This is a genomic window from Mycobacterium colombiense (assembly GCF_001953985.1).
Lineage (GTDB): Bacteria > Actinomycetota > Actinomycetes > Mycobacteriales > Mycobacteriaceae > Mycobacterium > Mycobacterium colombiense_B.
This window is the reverse complement of record NZ_MBEI01000053.1, coordinates 23,332-41,862: the sequence shown is the minus strand read 5'-3', so window position 1 is coordinate 41,862 and position 18,531 is coordinate 23,332. Positions and strand designations below refer to the sequence as shown.

Genomic DNA, 18,531 nt, shown 5'->3' with positions numbered 1-18,531 from the left:
ATGGCGCAAATGGCTTCGCGCCGTCGTTATTCACCGGTGTAATAGCGCGCCGAATTAACGGCAGAGTAATTACTGGTCAGGGGTTTAATTCCGCCATTTCCTGGTCAATACTAATTCCGCTGTGATCCATTTCACACGACGGAAAAGGGTGGCCGATGCGGACGCTGACACGCCTGGAAACCTGCACGGCAGCGGTCGCGCTGCTGATGGCGCCGGCCGCGAGTTCGGCCATCGGGACGGCGGCCGCCGAGGGCGGCGGCACGACGGTCGTTTTCGACACCTATCTGCGGCGTTGCGATTTCAGCAAGGTCACCATCGCCCCCAAGGTGCCCAGCCCGATGCTCGGCACCGGTTCGGCCATCGTCCGGACCAGCGGATCCCGGGCCGTCGCCGAGGTCCATCTGGTCGACGCAACCGAGCCGGGCATGCATTTCGACGTCGGCCTTATCGAAGAACCCCGGCCGTCCTCCTCGACCTGCGGGCCCGGAGACCCCGGAACCGCATTTACCGGCATGGACCTCGACGGCGCAGGGAACGGAACGGCCACCGTTGCCGACACCGTTCGGCCGGGGACCACCGGCGTATGGGTGATCATCGAGCGAGCGAACCCGAACTCCCAGAACCCGGCGGAGTTCTACACGTCCGAGTTCGTGGTGCCGGTGGGCTCGTAGCAGCCCAGTACACCGCCCGAGACAACCGCCTCAGACAACTATCCGGAAGAAACAGGGACTTCGGCCCCTATCTTGACGCTCACGTGAACTGCTGCGATGGAGGTATCCACGGGAACCTGGTGAAAGGGAGCGGTGTCGGCGTCATACGGGGAGACAAGCCACCAACCAATCGCGCCGGATGAAGCCACCGGCGACATCGGTTCGGTGCTGCGCGCCGACGGCCCCGACGAGATCGACACATCGTCGGCCGTCGCCGAAGCGGCAGCGACGCTGGCGCGCGGCTCGGCCATGCTCGTGGTGAAGCGGGGCCCCAACGTCGGGGCGAAGTTCGTATTGAACGAGCCGGTGATGAACGCCGGACGCCACCCCGCCAGCGACATCTTTCTCGATGACATCACGGTCAGCCGCAGGCATGCCGAATTCCGCAGCGAGAACGGTGAATTCCGCGTGGTCGATCTCGGCAGCCTCAACGGGACCTATCTCAACCGCGGCGCCGTCGACTCAGCGGTGCTGACCAACGGTGACGTGCTCCAGATCGGCAATTTCCGGCTGGTCTTCCTGACCGCCCAGACGGGCTGACACCGACGAGGGGGATATGCGTGACCACTGCACCCGGCCACAGTGCGGACCACGTTCAGGTCCATACCTCCGAATTCGACTCCGGCAAAACGATTTTCGTTCAGGGTGACCCCGGTGATCGCGTCTATCTGATCCTCGAAGGCACGGTGAAGATCAACTTTCGTGGCCCCGGCGGCCGCAGCAGCGTCCGGGCGATCATCGGCCCCACGGACATCTTCGGCGAACTCGCTGTGTTCGACCCGGGCCCGCGCGCCTGCACCGCCACGGCGATCACCGACGTGCGGGCGGTGTGGATGGACCGCGCCACGCTGCGCGCCTGGATGGCCCAACAGCCCGCGATCGCCGAGCAGCTGCTGCGTGCGCTGACCCGGCGGCTGCGGCACAGCGAACGACAACTCGTGGAGATGGTTTCCAGCGACGTCACCGCGCGGGTGGCCCGCCAGCTGCTGGTGTTGGGCAAGCGTTTCGGCGCCCCCGAGGGCGACGCGCTGCGGCTCGCCCACGAACTCAACCAAGACGAGATAGCCCAACTGGTCGGCGCCGACCGGGTTTCGGTGAACAAGGCGCTGCGCAATTTCACGACGCACGGCTGGATCCTGTTGGACGGCAAGACCGTTGTGATCGTCAACCCCGAAGCGCTGGCTCGCCGCGCCGACACGGGCGACGGCTCCGGCCCGGACCCGAATCGCCGGCGGCGCCCGCTGCGCGCTACTGCCTGACGTTCGGCTCGGCGCGTAGCGTCTGACCCATGAGCGACTACGCCGTAGAGGCTGTGGACCGGCTGCCGTTTTCCACCGACGAGAAATCGCAGCGCTACGCGACGGAGAACTACCGCGGGGCCGTGGGGCTCAATTGGTACCTCACCGACCCCACGCTGCAGTTCACCATGGCCTACTACCTCGAGCCCGAGGAACTGAAGCTGGCCGAACGGCACCTGACGCGCATCGGTGAACTGATGGGCGGCCCGGTGGCGCAGTGGGCCGAGGAGACGGATCGCAATCCCCCGCAGCTGCAGCGCTACGACCGGTGGGGCCACGACATCAGCGAGGTGGTCATGCCGGCCTCCTTCACGCAGTCCAAGCGGGCGGTCCTGGACGCCCAGCAGGCGCTGCGAACCGACGCCCGCGAGGCGAAGATGAGCTCGTCGCTGCCCATGTTCGCGTCGAATTATCTGCTCAACCAGGCCGATATCGGCATGGGCTGCGCGCTGGGCACCGGCGGCGGCATGGTCCAGTCGCTGGTGGCCGCCTACGCGCCGCCCGATGTGGCCGAGCATGTGCTGGCCAAATTCGCCTCCGGCGAGTGGGCCGGCGAGACGGCGCAGCTGCTGACCGAGCGCACCGGCGGTTCCGATCTGGGGGCGCTCGAGACCACCGCGACCCGGCACGGTGACGCGTGGTTGTTGAACGGCTTCAAGTGGTTCGCGTCCAACTGCGCCGGGGAGGCGTTCGTCGTCCTGGCGAAACCCGAAGGCGCACCGGACTCTTCGCGCGGCGTCGCCAACTTCCTGGTGCTGCGCACCCGCCGCGACGGCTCACGCAACGGGGTGCGGGTGCGGCGGCTGAAGGACAAGCTGGGCACCCGCTCGGTGGCCTCGGGTGAGGTCGAATTCGTTGATGCCGAAGCCTTTTTGCTGTCCGGCGAGCCCACCGACGCCGCCGCCGGGCCGTCGGACGGCAAGGGGCTGGGCCGCATGATGGAGCTGACCAACGCCGCGCGCCTGGGCATCGCCTTGTTCGCGCTCGGTAACGCGCGGCGCGCCCTGGTCGAATCGCTGTGCTATGCAAGGCAGCGTCGGGCGTTCGGCGGCGCGCTCATCGAAAAGCCGCTGATGCGGCGCAAACTCGCCGAGATGATCGTCGACGTCGAGGCCGCGCAGGCGCTGGTGTTCGACTGCACCGGCGCCACCAACCATCGTCAACCGCGCAGCATGCGGCAACGGATCGCCGTGCCGGTCACCAAGCTGCGGGTGTGCCGGCTGGGGATCACCGCGGCCTCGGATGCCATCGAAATCCACGGCGGCAACGGCTATATCGAGACCTGGCCGGTGGCGCGGCTGCTGCGCGACGCGCAGGTGAACACCATCTGGGAAGGGCCGGACAACATTCTGTGTCTGGATGTGCGGCGCGGGATCGAGCAGACCCGCGCGCACGAGACGCTGCTGGCGCGGCTGCGCGACGCGGTGTCGGTCGCCGACGACGGCGAAACCACCCGGCTGGTCGCCGGCCGGATCGAGGATCTCGACGCGGCGATCACCGCGTGGACCAAGCTCGACCGGCAGACCGCCGAGGCAAGGCTGTTCCCGCTGGCCCAATTCATGGGTGACGTCTATGCCGGTGCCTTGCTCATCGAGCAGGCCGCCTGGGAGCGGGCCACCCGCGGCAGTGAGCGCAAGGCGCTTGTGGCGGGGCTGTACGCGCAGCGCTATCTCGCCGATCGCTGGGCGCTGCGCGGTATCGACGCCGAGTCCGACGAGGCGCTGGAACGCTTCGACGAATTGGTCGACGGGGCGCTGAGGCTCTAGGTGCGCCGCGCAATGACTGGTCAACGGTTATACAAGCCGAAGCCGCCGCTCGCCGATCACATCGAGTATTTCGGCTACTGGCCCGGCGACAGCGCGTCGGGCCTACACACCAGCCGGGCTCTACCGCGCGGAGCGGTCACCGCGATCATCGATGTCGATGGTCACACCGATCTGGGTTTCTACGCCGCCGACGGCCGCACACCGCTGCCGGTTCCGCCGGCGTTCGCCGTCGGTGCCGGTGCGGCCGCCTACGTCATCCGCGTCGCCCCCGCCCGAACCATCATGACGATCCACTTTCGGCCCGCGGGGGCATTGGCGTTCCTCGGCTGTCCGCTGGGCGATCTGGAGAATGCCGTCATCGGTCTCGACGACGTTTGGGGGTCGAGTGCGGAGCTGCTTCGGGAACGACTCAGTGCCGCGGGTTCGGCACAACAGCGCGTGGCATTGATGGAGCACTTCCTCGTCGGGCGGATGCGCCGCGATCACCTGTGGCCACAGCCCCGGGTGGGATCGGTATTGCGCTGCGCGGAGCTCAATCCGTCGATGCGTGTAGCGAAAGCCCAAGCGCTGAGCGGTCTTTCGGCTAAGCGGTTCAACGCCGCGTTCCGTTCCGAAGTCGGCCTGACGCCGAAGGCCTATCTGCGGGTGCGCCGCCTGCAGGCGGTGCTGCGCGCGCTCGACACGCCAGCACCGGGGGCGGCCATCGCCGCCGATCTGGGCTATTTCGACCAGGCCCACCTGGTGCGCGAGTTCCGCGCGTTCACCGGCATCACCCCCACGCAGTACGCGCGCCGACGCTCATCGATGCCGGGTCACGTCGAACTCGCCGCGCGCCCGGGACGGGGCTGAGCGGGCGACCGAAATATCCAATCCACGCCGATGCCCGGCGCCGATGATGGCGGGATGGACAGAAATCACGCAGCGGTCGCGGACACCGGCCTGTTGGTCGCCGCGATACGCGCCCACGAAACGGCCCGCGAAGACCGGCTGTTCTCCGACCCGTTCGCCGGTCGGCTCGCGGGCGATCGCGGGCGCGCACTGTTCGCGGCCGCCGCCACCGGGGGTGAACGCTCCAGCGCACAGATCGTCGTGCGCACCCGATTCTGGGACGACGCGCTGCTGCGCGCGGCGCAGACAATCGGACAGATCGTCATCATCGCCGCAGGCATGGACGCCCGCGCCTACCGGCTGCCCTGGCCCGGCGGCACCGTCGTCTACGAACTGGATCAGCCTCAGGTGCTGTCGGCCAAGGCCGATCTGCTCGCCGGTGAACAGCCTCGTTGCCGGCGCGTTGCGGTGGGCGTCGATCTGGCTGATGACTGGCCGGCCGACATTCGATCCGCCGGACTGGATGCGTCGGCGCCGACGGTCTGGCTGATCGAAGGGCTCCTGCAGTACCTGGATGAGGCCGCGGTAGGCACGTTGTTCGATCGTGTCGACGCGCTGTCGGCGCCGGGCTCGGTCCTGCTGTATGACGTCGTCGGCAAGACACTGCTCGAATCGGCGTCGATGGCGCCGCTGGTGGAGTCCATGGCCCGCAGCGGTGCTCCCTGGCTGTTCGGCACCGACGACCCGGGCGGATTGTCGCGGCGCCTCGGCTGGTCGCCGACCGTCACCGACATCGCGGAACCCGGGAATCGGTACAACCGCTGGTATGCGCCGGTGGTGCCGATGGACGTCACCGATGCGCCCCGCGGCTATTTCGTCGAGGCGATTAAGTAACACGAACGGTCCGGTCGAGTCAGCATCGACTGAGCGCTTCAACGAACTGCTCGAGGGTGCGTTCCGGCGCGGGGCCGGTAGGTAAGGGACGCAAGGCCGTTGCCCACGGTGCGCGTCCCGGCAAGGCGCATGTCCTTCTTAGCGCTGGTAGCGCCGAAGAGGCGCTCGCCAACGCCAAGCACGAACGGGAACATTGTCATCCGCAACTCGTCGACCAGGTCGTGTTCTACCAACGTGTGCACCAGCTGGAAACTCCCGTAGACGACTATGTGTCCCTTGATCTTTCGGCGCAACGCGGTGGCTTCGCGTACTGCGTTTCCCGTAAGCACTGTGGTGTTGTTCCACTCCGGGGCATGAAGCGTCGCCGACACCACGTACTTGGGCATACCGTTCAATCGGTCCGCCCACTGGCCCGTGCGGGATGGCCAGCGCGCGCCGAAGAATTCATAGGTCCGCCGACCCAGCAGCAGGGCCTCAGCCCCTAGCGCCTCATCGAGCCCGACCCTGGCCCACTCTTCATGGTCCGTGTTGTCGATCTGGCCGAACCAGCCACCGACCCTGAAACCCTCGGCACCGGTCGGGTCCTGGACGACGCCGTCTAGCGAGACGTTCGCGCTGACAATGATTTTTCCCATGTAATAGAGACACCGCCCCGGGTGCGATCGGGTCGGTGTCTATACGAACGGAGGTGACGCGAGGGTGCTTGGCGAGGATCTGCTGTCCAGGGCACGCGCCGGGAACGGCGAAGCGTTCCGGGAACTGATCGACCCGTACCGGGGGGAGCTGCAGGTGCACTGCTACCGGATGCTCGGATCCCTGCAGGACGCCGAAGACACCCTGCAGGACACGTTGCTGGCCGCGTGGCAAGGCCTGGCGGGTTTCGAGGGCCGCTCCTCGGTGCGCACCTGGCTCTACCGGATCGCCACAAACCGCTGTCTCAACGTCCGACGTTCGGCAAGCCGACGCCCGGCCAAGGATTGGGACGTGCCCGATGTCGAACCCCCCGAGCCGACCCGGCTCGGTGAAATCGTCTGGCTCGAACCGTTTCCCGACGGGCCGGAAGCCCGCTACGAGCAAAGCGAAGCCATCTCACTGGCATTCATTGCCGCCCTTCAGGTCCTGCCCCCTCGTCAGGTCGCGGTACTCGTGTTGCGCGACGTCCTCGGATTCCGCACGACCGAGGTGGCCGACATGCTCAACTCGACGGTGGAATCGGTCAAGAGCGCCCTTAAGCGAGCGCGCACCGGGCTGCGGCACAGCCTGGCCTCGGCCCATGACCGTCAACCGCCACCCGACCGCGGGTCAGCGGTCGAGGAGACGGTGGTGGCGAAGTTCGTCCACGCGTGGGAGTCCGCGGACCTCGACGCGCTGGTGGCTCTGTTGACCAACGACGTCTTCATGTCGATGCCACCGATGCCGTTCGAATACGAGGGCCGAGACGTGGTCGCCCGATTCTGTGCGTCGCTCTTCGCCGCGGGCCGCAGATTCGACTTGGTGCCGACGCGAGCCAACGGTCAGCCGGCGTTCGGCGCGTACCTGCGCCGCCCACCCGGAATCAGCCACGGAGTCGGCCTGTATGTCCTTGGCCTCGCGGGCGATCGGATCTGCGCGATGACACGCTTCGACAACAGTCTGCTGCCCTGGTTCGGGCTACCGCGATCGTTGGTGGCGTGATCGTCGAGTATCGGCATCGAAGATGCTTCGGGAAACGTGATAGCGGATGCGCTAGCACTTTTCGAAGTCGCCTATTGCCCGGACAGCCGCCGCCAATCTCTAGATCGGGATGAGCCCGTGCTTACGCGCCGTGCGGAACCACAGTTGCTTCTCCCGCAGCAGCTTCATCGACTTGCGCAGCAGCAGCCTGGTCTCGTGCGGGTCGATAACCGCGTCGATGAAGCCGCGCTCGGCGGCGGTCCACGGGATGGCCATGTTGAGGTTGTAGCCCTCGATGAAGTCCTTCTTGATCTGCTGCGCCTCGGGCGTAGTGGGGTCGGGGAACCGCTTCATCAACAGCTGCGCGGCCCCCTCGGCGGCGATCACCGCGATGCGCGCGGTCGGCCAGGCGAAGTTGAAGTCGGCGGTCAGCTGCCTGGACCCCATCACGGCGTAGGCGCCGCCGTAGGACTTGCGGACCGTGATGGTCACCTTCGGCACGTCGGCCTCGACGACCGAGTACAGGAACCGGCCGCCGCGCTTGATGATGCCGTTCTTCTCCTGCTCGGCGCCCGGCAGGAAGCCCGGCGTATCCACCACGAAGACCAGCGGGATGTTGAACGCGTCGCAGAACCGGATGAATCGCGCCGCCTTGTCGGAGGCCTCGTTGTCGATCGACCCCGACAGGTGCATGGGCTGGTTGGCGATCACGCCCACCGGGCGTCCGTCGACGCGGGCGTACCCGGTGATGATGGCCGGCCCGTGCTGCGCGGCGACCTCGAGGAAGTCGCCGTCGTCGAAGATCCGCAACAGGATCTCGTGCATGTCGTAGGCCATGTTGTCCGAGTCCGGCACGATCGTGTCGAGCTCCAGATCGGTCGGGGTCGTCTCCGGCTCCAGGCCCGGGTTGACGATCGGCGGCTCGCTGACGGCGCTCGACGGCAGGAACGACAGGAAGTCGCGCACGTACTGGAACGCCTCGGCCTCGGAGTTCACCACCTGGTGGATGTTGCCGTAGCGGGCCTGCGCGTCCGAGCCACCGAGCTCGTCGAGGGTGACGTCTTCGCCGGTGACTTCCCGGATCACGTCGGGGCCGGTGACGAAGAAGTAGCCCTGGTCGCGCACCGAGACCAGCAGGTCGTCCTGGATCGGCGAATACACCGCTCCCCCAGCGCATTTGCCGAAGATCAGGGAGATCTGCGGCACCAGCCCGGACAGCGCCTCGTGGCGGCGGCCCAGCTCGGCGTACCACGCCAGCGAGGTGACCGCGTCCTGGATGCGGGCGCCACCCGAGTCCTGGATGCCGATGATCGGGCAGCCGACCATCGCGCACCACTCCATCAGACGGGCGACCTTGCGGCCGAACATCTCGCCGACCGTGCCCTGGAACACCGTCTGATCGTGGGAGAACACCCCGACCGGACGGCCGTCGATCATGGCGTGGCCGGTAATGCAGCCGTCACCGTAGAGCGCGTTCGGGTCGTTCGGCGTTTTGGCAAGCGCCCCGACTTCCAGGAAGGTGCCCGGGTCGACCAGAGCGTGCACCCGCGCGCGGGCGCTCGGGATGCCCTTCTTGTCGCGCTTGGCGGCGGCTTTCTCACCGCCGGGCTCCTTGGCCAGTTCCAGGCGAGCTCGGAGCTCGGCCAGCTTCTCGGCGGTGGTGTGCTGGATGGGGGCGGGCGCCATCTCCGTCACTACTTGCCTACCTCACTCGTCTGACTGGTTTCGGCCTCCACCTTATTCAGCACGTCGGAAAGGTGAGCACCGACCTTGCCGATGATCGGTTCGTCGATGGCCTGGATGTGCTCGCCACCGATCGGCACCACCTCCAGATCGGCCACGTACTCGCCCCAGCCGCCGTCGGGCTTGCGGACCGCATATCGCGGCTCGAACTCGATGACGTCGTCGTGGTAGCGATCGGCCATGTACAGGGTCACGTGGCCGTCGTACGGCTCGATCTGAACGGTCTCGAGCGCCCGGTTGTCCAGGTAGGACGTCCGCTGGTGCTCGACGATGCCGCCCGGGATCTGCACGCCGCTCTGCTGGACGATGTCCAGCACGAACTTCACCTGGCCCTCGTCGTCGAGCTCTTCGAGCTGCTCGTAGGGGATCGCGGGAATCTCGACGTTGAAGGTGCGCTCGGCGAACTTCGCGTACCGGTCCCAGCGCTTGCGGGTCTCCTCCTGCGTCTGCGGGATCTCCTCGCCGGCGCGCACGGTGTCGATCATCCCGACGAAGCGCACGTCTTCGCCCGCGCGCTTCAGACCGATCGCGCAGGCGTAGGCCAGCGCGCCGCCGAGCGACCACCCGGCCAGGATGAAGGGCTTGCCCGCGTTCATCTCCAACAGCTTCGGCACGTACTGGGCGGCGCGTTCCTGGACGGTGCCCTCCACGCGCTCGAACCCGTACATCGGGGTGTCCGCGGGCAACCGGTTCAGCAGCGGCTCGTAGACCACGGTCGAACCGCCGGCGGGATGGAACACGAACACCGCGGGTTTCGAGCTGCCCTCGGGGCGCGCCCGCAGGGTGCGGACGAAGCCGTCGATCTGCCCGGCCTCCAGGTACTGGCGGACCTTCTCGGCCAGCGCCTCGATGGTGTCCGACGTCAGGACGTCCTCGGCGGTGATGGCGCCCTCGGCGCGCTCGGAGAGCCGCTGCGCCATCTTGGCCGCGGTGTCCCCGTCGAGCTTGGGCAGCGGGTTGAAGATGCCGCCCGGCGACTTGCCCGTGACGATCGCCCAGGTGGCGAAGGTGACCCGCTCGGCCGCATCACGCGGCGGCACATCGGAATTCAGCGCCTTGGACACCGCCTCCTGGCTGAGCGCCCCCGCGAGATCCGGCTTCGCGCCGTTGGTCGCCGCGCCCTTCGGGCCGGACGGATCCGTCGGCGGCGGCGGGATGGTCTCGTCCGAAGACGGCGGCGCCGGCTGAGTCTCGGGCTCGGCCTGCGGGTCCGGCGCGGGTGCGGCGGCCGACGCCGGCGTTGCCCCGCTGAGCAACTGCGCCTGCTCTTTGGCGATCTCCTCGGGCGTCAGCGTCTTCTGGTGCTCGTGCAGCTGCTCGACCTCGTCGCGGTGCTCGATCGCGTACTCGATCAGCTTCTCGACGGCGTAGAGGTTGGCGTCGCGCACGGCCGTCAATTGGATTGGCGGCAGGTCGAAGTCGTATTCGACGCGGTTCTTGATCCGCACCGCCATCAACGAGTCCAGGCCGAGCTCGATCAGCGGCACCTCCCACGGCAGGTCCTCGGGCTCGTAACCCATGGCCGCCGAGACGATCAGGCCCAGCCGCTCGCCGATGGTCTCGCCGGAATCCGGTGTCCAGCGGCCCACGGTGGACGGCAGGTAGCGGTTGGTCAGGCTGTCCGACAGCGTCTCGGCGTCGGTCTCCTCGGTTGGCGCGGCGGGCGCCTCGACCGCGGCGGTCGTGGTCGGGGCGGCGATGGCCGCACCGGCGCCCACCGCGGTGGGCAACGCGGCCACGCTCTGACCGGCCCGCGACACCAGCGCGTCGTAGACCAGCGTGAAGGACTCGTCGATGCGGGCGTGCACCTGCACCGCGGCGCCACCGGGGTGCCGGGTCATCGTCGTCACCAGCCTGGCGCCCGCGCCGGGCACCGCGCGCTGCTCGGAGGCCACCAACTGGGCATCCGAAAGAACCTGCGTCGCAGCGGATTTCACCAGCGCGGCCAGATCGGTCTCGCCGTTGCGCGGCGCGTACTCCCAGACGTGGCGGCCGTCCGGCAACGCGACGTGGGTCCCCGGCATGATCACCGAGCCGTCGCCGGAGAAGTGCACGTCCAGCCAGTGCTCTTTGCGCTTGAACCGGGTCGGCGGGATGTTCGCGTAATCCTCGGGCCCCTGCGCACGGCTGAACAGCGTGCGGATGTCCAGGTCGTGACCGTGGACGTAGAGCTGGGCCATCGCCGAGATCATCGACTCGACGTCGTCCTGCTTGCGGGCCAGCGTCGGAATCAGTTGGGCGTCATGCAGACCCGCGGCCGCGGTGGTCAGGCCGATCTGCATCAGCGCCACCGGGTTGGGTGCGAGCTCCAGGAAGGTGGTGTGGCCGCTGTCGACGGCGTTGCGCACCCCGTGGGTGAAGTACACCGAGTGCCGCATGCCCTTGACCCAGTAGTCGACATCGTGCACCGGCTCGCCGCCGGGCTTGATGTAGGTGCCTTCGTGCACCGTCGAGAAGATCCCGACCGTCGGGCTCAGCGGGTGGATCCCCTGCAGCTCGGCGGAGAACTCACCGAGCAGCGGGTCCATCTGCGACGTGTGGCCCGCGCCCTTGGTCTGCAGCTTGCGGGCGAAGCGACCCTCGGCCTCCGCGCGGGCGACGATCGCGTCGATCTGGTCCGGCGGGCCCCCGATCACGGTCTGGCTGGGCGCGGCGTAGACGCACACCTCCAGGCCGGGGAAGTCGCCGAACACCGTCTTGAGCTCGTCGGCGGAGTACTCGACGAGCGCCATGAACCGGATGTACTCGCCGAACAGCATCGACTCGCCCTCACCCATCAGGTGCGAGCGCGACGCGATCACGCGGGCCGCGTCCGCCAGCGACAGGCCGCCGGCGAAGTACGCCGACGCGGGCTCACCGAGCGATTGCCCAACCACCGCAGCGGGTTTGGCGCCGTGGTGCTTGAGCAGCTCGCCCAGCGCGATCTGGATCGCGAAGATGACGACGTTGCTGGTTTCGATCCCGTAGTCGACCGAGTCGTCGAGGATCATCTCGAGCACCGAGTAGCCGCGCTCGTCCTGGATCAGCGCGTCGACCTTCTCGATCCACTCGGCGAAGACCTCGTTGCGCAGGTACAGGCTCTTGCCCATCTTGCGGTGCTGCGCACCGAAACCGGCCATCGCCCACACCGGGCCGCTGGTCACCGGCCCGTCGGTGCTGAACACGTTGGGCCGCTGCTTGCCCTCGGCGATCGCACGCAGGCCCTTGATGGCCTCCTCGTGGTCGTGGGCCAGCACCACCGCACGCGAGCGGCCGTGGTTGCGCCGCGACAGCGCCCGGCCGATGGATTCCAGCGACGACGCCTGCCCCTCCGGGCTTTCCATCCAGTCCGCGAGCTCGGCGGCCGCGGACTTCTTGCGCGAGGTCAGGAAAGCGGACACCGCGAGCGGGATCAGCGTCCTGGTCGGCTCCGACTCCTCTTGTGCGGCAAGCTCTTCCAGCGCGATCTCTTTGAGGCGCAGTGCCTCGTCGGTCACGCCCGGAAGCTCGTACTCCGGCTCCTCGGCCTCCGACGCGTCGGGGATGATATTGCCGAAGTCGTCGAACCGAAGCGAGTGGCTCTCCAGCGTGGGCGCCTCGGCCGGTTCCTCGCCCGCATCCGCCGGTGCAATGACTTGAGCCTGCGGCTCGGCCTCGCGCTCGATGACGTCGCGGGGCAGCACCTCGCGCACCACCAGGTGCGCGTTGGCGCCACCGAAGCCGAAGCTGGACACCCCGGCCAGCGCGTAGCCGCCGTAGCGCGGCCAATCACTGGCATTGTCAATGACTTTCAGGCGCATGCCGTCGAAGTCGATGTACGGGCTGGGGCCGGCGAAGTTGATCGACGGCGGCAGCTTGTCGTGCTGCAGCGCCAGCACCACCTTGGCCAGGCTCGCCGCGCCCGCGGCCGACTCCAGGTGTCCCACATTGGTTTTCACCGCACCCAGCAGCGCCGGACGGTCGGCGGGGCGGCCCCGCCCGACGATGCGGCCCAGCGCCTCGGCCTCGATCGGGTCACCCAGGACGGTGCCGGTGCCGTGCGCCTCGATGTAGTCGACGGTGCGCGGGTCGATGCCCGCGTCCTTGTAGGCCCGGCGCAGCACCTCGGCCTGGGCGTCCTGGTTGGGGGCGATCAAGCCGTTGGACCGGCCGTCGTGGTTGACCGCGCTGCCGGCGATGACGGCCAGGATCTGGTCGCCGTCGCGGCGGGCGTCGTCGACCCGCTTGAGCACGAACATGCCGCCGCCCTCGGAACGGGTGTAGCCGTCGGCGTCCGACGAGAACGACTTGATCCGGCCGTCGGGGGCCAGCACGGCGCCGATCTCGTCGAAACCGAGCGTCACCAGCGGCGTGAGCAGCGCGTTGACGCCACCGGCGACCGCGACGTCGCATTCACCGTTGCGCAGCGCCTGCACCGCCTGATGCGTCGCCACCAGCGAGCTCGAGCAGGCGGTGTCCAGCGCCACCGACGGGCCGCGGAAGTCGTAGAAGTAGGACACCCGGTTGGCGATGATCGAGCTGGCCGTTCCGGTGATCGCATAGGGGTGCGCGACGGTGGGGTCGGACACCGCCAGGAATTGGTAGTCGTTGTTGGAGAAGCCGACGTACACGCCGACGGCCTCGCCGCGCAGGCTCGACGCCGGAATCCGCGCGTGCTCGAGCGCCTCCCAGGTGAGCTCCAGCGCCATCCGCTGCTGCGGGTCGATATTGTCGGCCTCGGTCTTGGCGACCGCGAAGAACTCGGAGTCGAAGCCCTTGATGTCCTTCAGGTAGCCGCCGCGGGTGCGGGCGGTGCCCACGCGCTGGGCGATGCGCGGCTCCTCGAGGAACTCCGACCAGCGCCCCTCGGGCAGATCGGTGATGGCGTCGCGGCCCTCCATCAGCGCCGCCCAGGTTTCGTCCGGGGAGTTCATGTCGCCGGGCAGCCGGGTCGACAGACCCACGATCGCGATGTCGACACGCTCGGCCGGGCCGGTGCGGGTCCAGTCGGCGCCGTCGAGCTCGTCGTCGGCCACCTCGGGCTCGCCCTCGATGATGCGGGTGGCCAGCGATTCGATCGTCGGATGCTGGAAGGCCACCGCGACGGACAGGGTGACACCGGTCATGTCCTCGATGTCGGCGGCCATCGCCACGGCGTCCCGCGACGCCAGGCCCAGCTCGACCATCGGCACCGACTCGTCGATGTCGTCGGGCGATTTCCCGACGGCGCGGCCCACCCAGTTGCGCAGCCACTGGCGCATCTCGGGGACGGTCATGTCGGTCCCCTTGGCAGGCCGTGTGGCGGGCACCTCCCCGTCAGGGCCCGGGGTGTGGTTTTCGGGGTGCTCAGTGTCAGCCATGGTCCTCAGGGATTCAGTCAGTGGAGCTGGCGAAGGCCGTCGGCGAACCGACGCCGCTTCGCAGACTGCCGTCGAGATAAGCCGCACGGCAGGCGCGGTGCCCGATCTTGCCGCTGGAGGTACGCGGGATCGTTCCCGACTGCACCAGCAGCAGGTCGCGCACCGTGACGCCGTGGCGCACCGCGATCGCGGCCCGGATGTCGTCGGCGATGGGCTGGTAGTCGAGCTTGTGCGAGCCGGCGGCGCGCTCGGCGACGATCACCAGCTGCTCGGAGCCGTCGTCGGGGTCGTACTTGATGCCGGCGTGCGGGTTGTCGAACACTTCCTTCGGCAGCTGGTTGGCCGGCACCGAGAAGGCGGCGACGTAACCGGTGCGCAGCGCCTTGCTGGCTTCTTGCGCCGAGTATTCGAGGTCCTGCGGGTAGTGGTTGCGGCCGTCGATGATGACCAGGTCCTTGATGCGGCCCGCGATGTAGAGGTGGCCCTTGTGGTAGGTGCCGTAGTCGCCGGTCTTGACCCACATGCCGTCGTCGGGGGCGCCCTCGGCGTGGGACTGGCTGATCCGCGACTTGAGGATGTTGCGGAAGACGTCGTTGGTCTCTTCTTCCTTGCCCCAGTAGCCGATGCCCAGGTTGTTGCCGTGCAGCCAGATCTCGCCGATCTGACCGTCGGGCAGCTCGCTGGCGGTCTCCGGGTCGACGATGACGGCCCACTCGTCCACGCCGATGATGCCGGCGGAAACCTGCGGAACGGCCTTCGGCGAATCGGCGGGCACCTCGACGAAGCGCTGCTTGTTCAGCTCGTCACGGTCGACGTGGATGACGGTGGGCGCCTCGTCCATCGGCGTGGTGGAGACGAACAGCGTCGCCTCGGCCAGGCCGTAGGACGGCTTGATCGCGGTCTCCCGCAGGCCGTAGGGCGAGAACGCGTCGTAGAACTTGCGCATCGAGGCCGGCGAGACCGGCTCGCTGCCGTTCAGGATCGCCTTGACGTTGCTCAGGTCCAGCGGCGGCTCGCCCTCCTTGGGCACGCCGCGCACGGCGGCGTGCTCGAAGGCGAAGTTCGGCGCGACGGTGATGACCTCGCAGTCCGGGGCGTCCTCGGGCTTGCGCGCCATCTCGCGGATCCACCGGCCGGGCCGGCGCACGAAGGCGGCCGGGGTCATGAAGGTGAAGTTGTGACCGATCACCGGTGACAGCAGCGCGGTGATCAGCCCCATGTCGTGGAAGAACGGCAGCCAGGACAGGCCGCGGTCGGCCTCCTTGCCTTCCAGGCCGTTGAGCACCTGCAGCACGTTGGTGGGCAGGTTCAGGTGGGTGATCGCCACGCCGGTCGGGGTGCGGGTGGAGCCGGAGGTGTACTGCAGGTAGGCGATGGTGTTTTCGGTGGCCTCCGGCGGCTCCCAGGTCGACGCGACCTCGTTGGGCACCGCGTCGACGGCGATTACGCGGGGGCGCTCCTTGGCCGAACGGGCGCGGATGAACTTGCGGACGCCCTCGGCGGCCTCGGTGGTGGTCAGGATCGTCGACGGGGTGCAGTCGTCGAGCACGGCGTGCAGGCGGCCGACGTGGCCCGGCTCGCTCGGGTCGAACAGCGGCACCGCGATCCGGCCGGCGTACAGCGCGCCGAAGAGCGCGACGAGGTAGTTCAGGTTCTGCGGGCAGAGCACGGCGATGCGGTCCTCGGGCTGCGTGACTTGCTGCAGCCGGGCGCCCACGGCGCGGTTGCGGGCGCTGAACTCCGACCAGGAGATGTCGCAGGCGACGCCGTCGCGCTCGGTGGAGAAGTCCAGGAACCGGTAGGCGAGCTTGTCGCCGCGAACCTTCGCCCATTTCTCAACGTGCTTGACCAAGTTCGTGTTGTCCGGGAACTTGATCTTTCCATTCACGATGAACGGGTTGTGGTACACCATGCCGCTCTCCTGTCGCACCTGTTTTCGGTCGGCTCGGCCGACGCGTTGTTCCTAGGTCGGCTCCGCCGACAACTTCGTTTTGCAGCCGGCTCGGCCGACGGTTACATGTCTACGCGCACACCGGACCCCGCACCGCACCCGCTGGGGAACGCCGGTGATGTGCCAGCCCCAGCCGGCATCGACCCCGAACCGGGTGCGCGACAAAGGTCCGATAGCTCTTAAATTCCTCTTAATGTTACGGGGCTGCCTACGGCAGACCAAATCACAAGGTACCGCTGATCGTCATCGGCAACCGCTTCCAAACGCTTGTGTCCCACCGCCCCGGTCATCCGTGTTTCGGTTGTGGCGCATTTGCGATCAGACCGTGAGCCCAGTTGAGCGTCCAGTCGGTCGCGGGTGCCCCGTCGATGCTCCAGCACTGCGTCGTGGCGTACAGCGCGTGGACCGGCTGACCGGCGCCGCCGGCCAAGGTGTTCAACGTGGTCGGCAGGTTGGCGATGCTGAACGCCTCCTCCGGAGCGGCGCAGATCAGGTCGCCCGGCGCGCAGATCTCGTTGGTCTTGCCGTTGAGGTCGCCGAAGCCGCCGGGGCGCGCGCCGGTCATGGTCAGACCCATCCCGGACAGGATGGGCACCTCGTGCAACGTCACCTCGGCGCCCTGCCCCGGCGGGTTGGGTCCGATGTCGTTGCCGACGCCCATCTGGCGACGACCGTCCGCGATCAACGTCACACCCAGCACCAGGTCGTCGTCGACGGGTCCGCGGCCGTTGCCGATATCGCTGGCGATGTCGCCCATGATCACCGCGCCCTGCGAGAAGCCCATCAGCACGTAACTGGTCAGCGGGCACTTGGTGTTCATGTCGGTCATCGCCTGCACCGTCGCGCGGGTGCCCTCGGCCCGGCTCGCGTTGTAGGACATCTGCGTGTCGCCGCTGAGCGGATTGTGGAACTGCGCGGTGTACGGCGTGGTGTACGACTGCAGCCGCGACGACGGGAACTGCTCGGTGAGGGTCGCGGTCGCCTTGTGCAGCAGCGCGTTGGGGAATTGCACGGGGCTGGCGGGGTCGTCCTGCAGGGCGGACTCCCACGTCCCGGGAACGTTGACCAGAAACACGTCCGGGCACGACGCGTCCTGAGAAGCGGGTCGCGGCTTGTGCGGGTGCGTCGACGTCGACGTCGGGGGCAGGACCCCGGGCGGCACCGCGCTGGGCTCCGAGTTGTGGCCGCGCAGCAAGGTCACGGCGGCCAGGATGCCCAGGAAGACGACGGCCGCGACCGACAAAGCGGCGATCCACGCGAGGGTGCGTTGGCGCTTACGCCGCGCGCTTGTAGCCATGTTCTCCTGCCAGCAGAGTCGGTGGATCGCAGCTACGCGGTCCTCCCGACCCCCGCTGCACCCCCTACACGGTACCGGCTCGGCCGAGTGGGCCAGCCGGGCAGCGACTGGCTAGCGGATGGCGCCGACGATGTCGCCCGACATCGCGCCGAGCTGCCCCGACCACGAGCCCCAGTCGTTGCCACCACCGCCGGGGAAGTCGAAGTGGCCGTTGTGTCCACCGTTGCTGCGGTACTGCTGATAGAACTCCCGCGAACTGCCCATCGCCGCGCCGGCCTGGCCGATCATCGCGGCGTCGTCGCCGCCCATGTTGGTCGGGCTCCACACCCACACCCGGGTGTTGTTCTGCGCCAGCAGCGAGGCGTGCACGTACGGGTCGTGCCACTTCCACCGGCCCAGCTGCGGGGCTCCCCACATGCCGTTCCCGTCGACGCCACCGAACTGCTGCAAGCCGGCCAGGATCGCGCCGTTGTAGTTGGTGCTCGAGGGGTAGAGGAAGCCGGACAGCGAACCGGCCATGCCGAACCGGTCGGGGTGGAAGGCGGCCAGCGCCATCGCGCCGTAGCCACCTTGCGAGGCACCGACGGCGGCGTGACCGCCGGGCGCGAGGCCCTTGTTGGCGGCCAGCCAGTCGGGCAGCTCGCTGGACAGGAAGGTGTCCCACTGCTTGCTGCCGTCCTGCTCCCAGTTGGTGTACATGCTCCACGCACCGCCGGCCGGGGCCACCACCGAGATGCCCTTGCCGCCGAGCGTGTTCATCGCGTTACCGGCGGTGACCCAGTTGCTCACGTCCGGGGCCGCGTTGAAGGCGTCGAGCAGGTAGACCGCGTGCGGGCCACCGGCCATGAAGGCCACCGGAATGTCGCGGCCCATCGCCGCGGACGGAACCATCAGGCTTTCGTAGCCCGCCGCCCTGGCTTTGCCGACGGTTGTGGCGGTCTGCAGCGCGAAGGCCAACCCGACGGCCAGCACGGCTACGCAGAACACCCGGAAAAGCGCCGACATACCCCGCACGACCGTCATGTCCACCCTCCATCGTGTAGTCGCTGAAAGCACATTAGCCAGGGCCGTAG

General features: G+C 68.1%; 13 protein-coding genes. 7 read left to right on the top strand and 6 right to left on the bottom strand.

The features are described 5' to 3' along the window. Positions 1-155 precede the first annotated feature (155 nt). From A5732_RS14545 to A5732_RS14520, 6 genes are all read left to right on the top strand, one after another. Positions 156-671 (top strand): hypothetical protein, encoded by a 516-nt coding sequence (locus A5732_RS14545; protein WP_076102581.1) that lies wholly within the window; start codon positions 156-158, stop codon positions 669-671. 132 nt (positions 672-803) lie between these two features. Continuing rightward, positions 804-1,250 carry an FHA domain-containing protein gene (locus tag A5732_RS14540; protein ID WP_065073864.1) on the top strand — a complete coding sequence of 149 codons (447 nt, stop codon included), beginning with the start codon at positions 804-806 and terminating at the stop codon, positions 1,248-1,250. A 20-nt stretch (positions 1,251-1,270) separates the two neighbouring features. Further along, the gene (locus A5732_RS14535) at positions 1,271-1,969 is read left to right on the top strand and encodes a Crp/Fnr family transcriptional regulator (RefSeq protein ID WP_253189069.1); all 699 of its coding nucleotides are present in this window, start codon (positions 1,271-1,273) and stop codon (positions 1,967-1,969) included. Positions 1,970-1,998: 29 nt separating this feature from the next. Further along, complete coding sequence (locus A5732_RS14530) at positions 1,999-3,774, top strand: acyl-CoA dehydrogenase family protein (RefSeq protein ID WP_076102580.1); 1,776 nt, start codon at positions 1,999-2,001, stop codon at positions 3,772-3,774. Between the two features lie 12 nt (positions 3,775-3,786). Then, the gene (locus A5732_RS14525; RefSeq protein ID WP_076102579.1) at positions 3,787-4,623 is read left to right on the top strand and encodes a helix-turn-helix domain-containing protein; all 837 of its coding nucleotides are present in this window, start codon (positions 3,787-3,789) and stop codon (positions 4,621-4,623) included. A gap of 54 nt (positions 4,624-4,677) precedes the next feature. Continuing rightward, positions 4,678-5,496 carry an SAM-dependent methyltransferase gene (locus A5732_RS14520; protein WP_076102679.1) on the top strand — a complete coding sequence of 273 codons (819 nt, stop codon included), beginning with the start codon at positions 4,678-4,680 and terminating at the stop codon, positions 5,494-5,496. A gap of 38 nt (positions 5,497-5,534) precedes the next feature. Here the strand turns inward: A5732_RS14520 and A5732_RS14515 are convergent, their stop codons facing one another. Then, positions 5,535-6,131, bottom strand: a complete 597-nt coding sequence (locus A5732_RS14515; RefSeq protein ID WP_076055668.1) for a dihydrofolate reductase family protein — start codon at positions 6,129-6,131, stop codon at positions 5,535-5,537. A 64-nt stretch (positions 6,132-6,195) separates the two neighbouring features. Between A5732_RS14515 and A5732_RS14510 the strand changes: the two genes are divergently transcribed. Further along, positions 6,196-7,170 (top strand): sigma-70 family RNA polymerase sigma factor, encoded by a 975-nt coding sequence (locus tag A5732_RS14510; protein ID WP_076102578.1) that lies wholly within the window; start codon positions 6,196-6,198, stop codon positions 7,168-7,170. Between the two features lie 99 nt (positions 7,171-7,269). Here A5732_RS14510 and A5732_RS14505 read toward each other — a convergent pair whose 3' ends face one another. The 5 genes from A5732_RS14505 to A5732_RS14485 all read right to left on the bottom strand — a co-directional run bounded on the left by A5732_RS14505 (position 7,270) and on the right by A5732_RS14485 (position 18,472). Continuing rightward, on the bottom strand, positions 7,270-8,835 hold the full coding sequence (locus A5732_RS14505) for an acyl-CoA carboxylase subunit beta (RefSeq protein WP_142256610.1): 1,566 nt from the start codon (positions 8,833-8,835) through the stop codon (positions 7,270-7,272). Positions 8,836-8,843: 8 nt separating this feature from the next. Then, positions 8,844-14,126: a polyketide synthase Pks13 gene (gene pks13, locus A5732_RS14500; RefSeq protein WP_171975026.1), complete on the bottom strand. Its 5,283-nt coding sequence runs from the start codon at positions 14,124-14,126 to the stop codon at positions 8,844-8,846. Between the two features lie 97 nt (positions 14,127-14,223). Continuing rightward, complete coding sequence (gene fadD32 / locus A5732_RS14495) at positions 14,224-16,122, bottom strand: long-chain-fatty-acid--AMP ligase FadD32 (RefSeq protein ID WP_076102575.1); 1,899 nt, start codon at positions 16,120-16,122, stop codon at positions 14,224-14,226. Positions 16,123-16,447: 325 nt separating this feature from the next. Beyond that, positions 16,448-17,458 carry a carboxylesterase Culp6 gene (culp6, locus tag A5732_RS14490; RefSeq protein ID WP_076055661.1) on the bottom strand — a complete coding sequence of 337 codons (1,011 nt, stop codon included), beginning with the start codon at positions 17,456-17,458 and terminating at the stop codon, positions 16,448-16,450. Between the two features lie 111 nt (positions 17,459-17,569). Next, positions 17,570-18,472: an esterase family protein gene (locus A5732_RS14485; RefSeq protein WP_065073871.1), complete on the bottom strand. Its 903-nt coding sequence runs from the start codon at positions 18,470-18,472 to the stop codon at positions 17,570-17,572. Positions 18,473-18,531: the final 59 nt, after the last annotated feature.

What these genes read in the sequence shown, in the direction of transcription:
- A5732_RS14525 (WP_076102579.1), top strand. Translation starts at nt 3,787, where the DNA reads ATGACTGGTCAACGGTTATACAAGCCGAAGCCGCCGCTCGCCGATCAC.
- pks13 (WP_171975026.1), bottom strand. Translation starts at nt 14,126, where the DNA reads ATGACCGTCCCCGAGATGCGCCAGTGGCTGCGCAACTGGGTGGGCCGC.
- fadD32 (WP_076102575.1), bottom strand. Translation starts at nt 16,122, where the DNA reads ATGGTGTACCACAACCCGTTCATCGTGAATGGAAAGATCAAGTTCCCG.
- culp6 (WP_076055661.1), bottom strand. Translation starts at nt 17,458, where the DNA reads ATGGCTACAAGCGCGCGGCGTAAGCGCCAACGCACCCTCGCGTGGATC.
- A5732_RS14530 (WP_076102580.1), top strand. Translation starts at nt 1,999, where the DNA reads ATGAGCGACTACGCCGTAGAGGCTGTGGACCGGCTGCCGTTTTCCACC.
- A5732_RS14505 (WP_142256610.1), bottom strand. Translation starts at nt 8,835, where the DNA reads ATGGCGCCCGCCCCCATCCAGCACACCACCGCCGAGAAGCTGGCCGAG.
- A5732_RS14520 (WP_076102679.1), top strand. Translation starts at nt 4,678, where the DNA reads ATGGACAGAAATCACGCAGCGGTCGCGGACACCGGCCTGTTGGTCGCC.
- A5732_RS14515 (WP_076055668.1), bottom strand. Translation starts at nt 6,131, where the DNA reads ATGGGAAAAATCATTGTCAGCGCGAACGTCTCGCTAGACGGCGTCGTC.
- A5732_RS14545 (WP_076102581.1), top strand. Translation starts at nt 156, where the DNA reads ATGCGGACGCTGACACGCCTGGAAACCTGCACGGCAGCGGTCGCGCTG.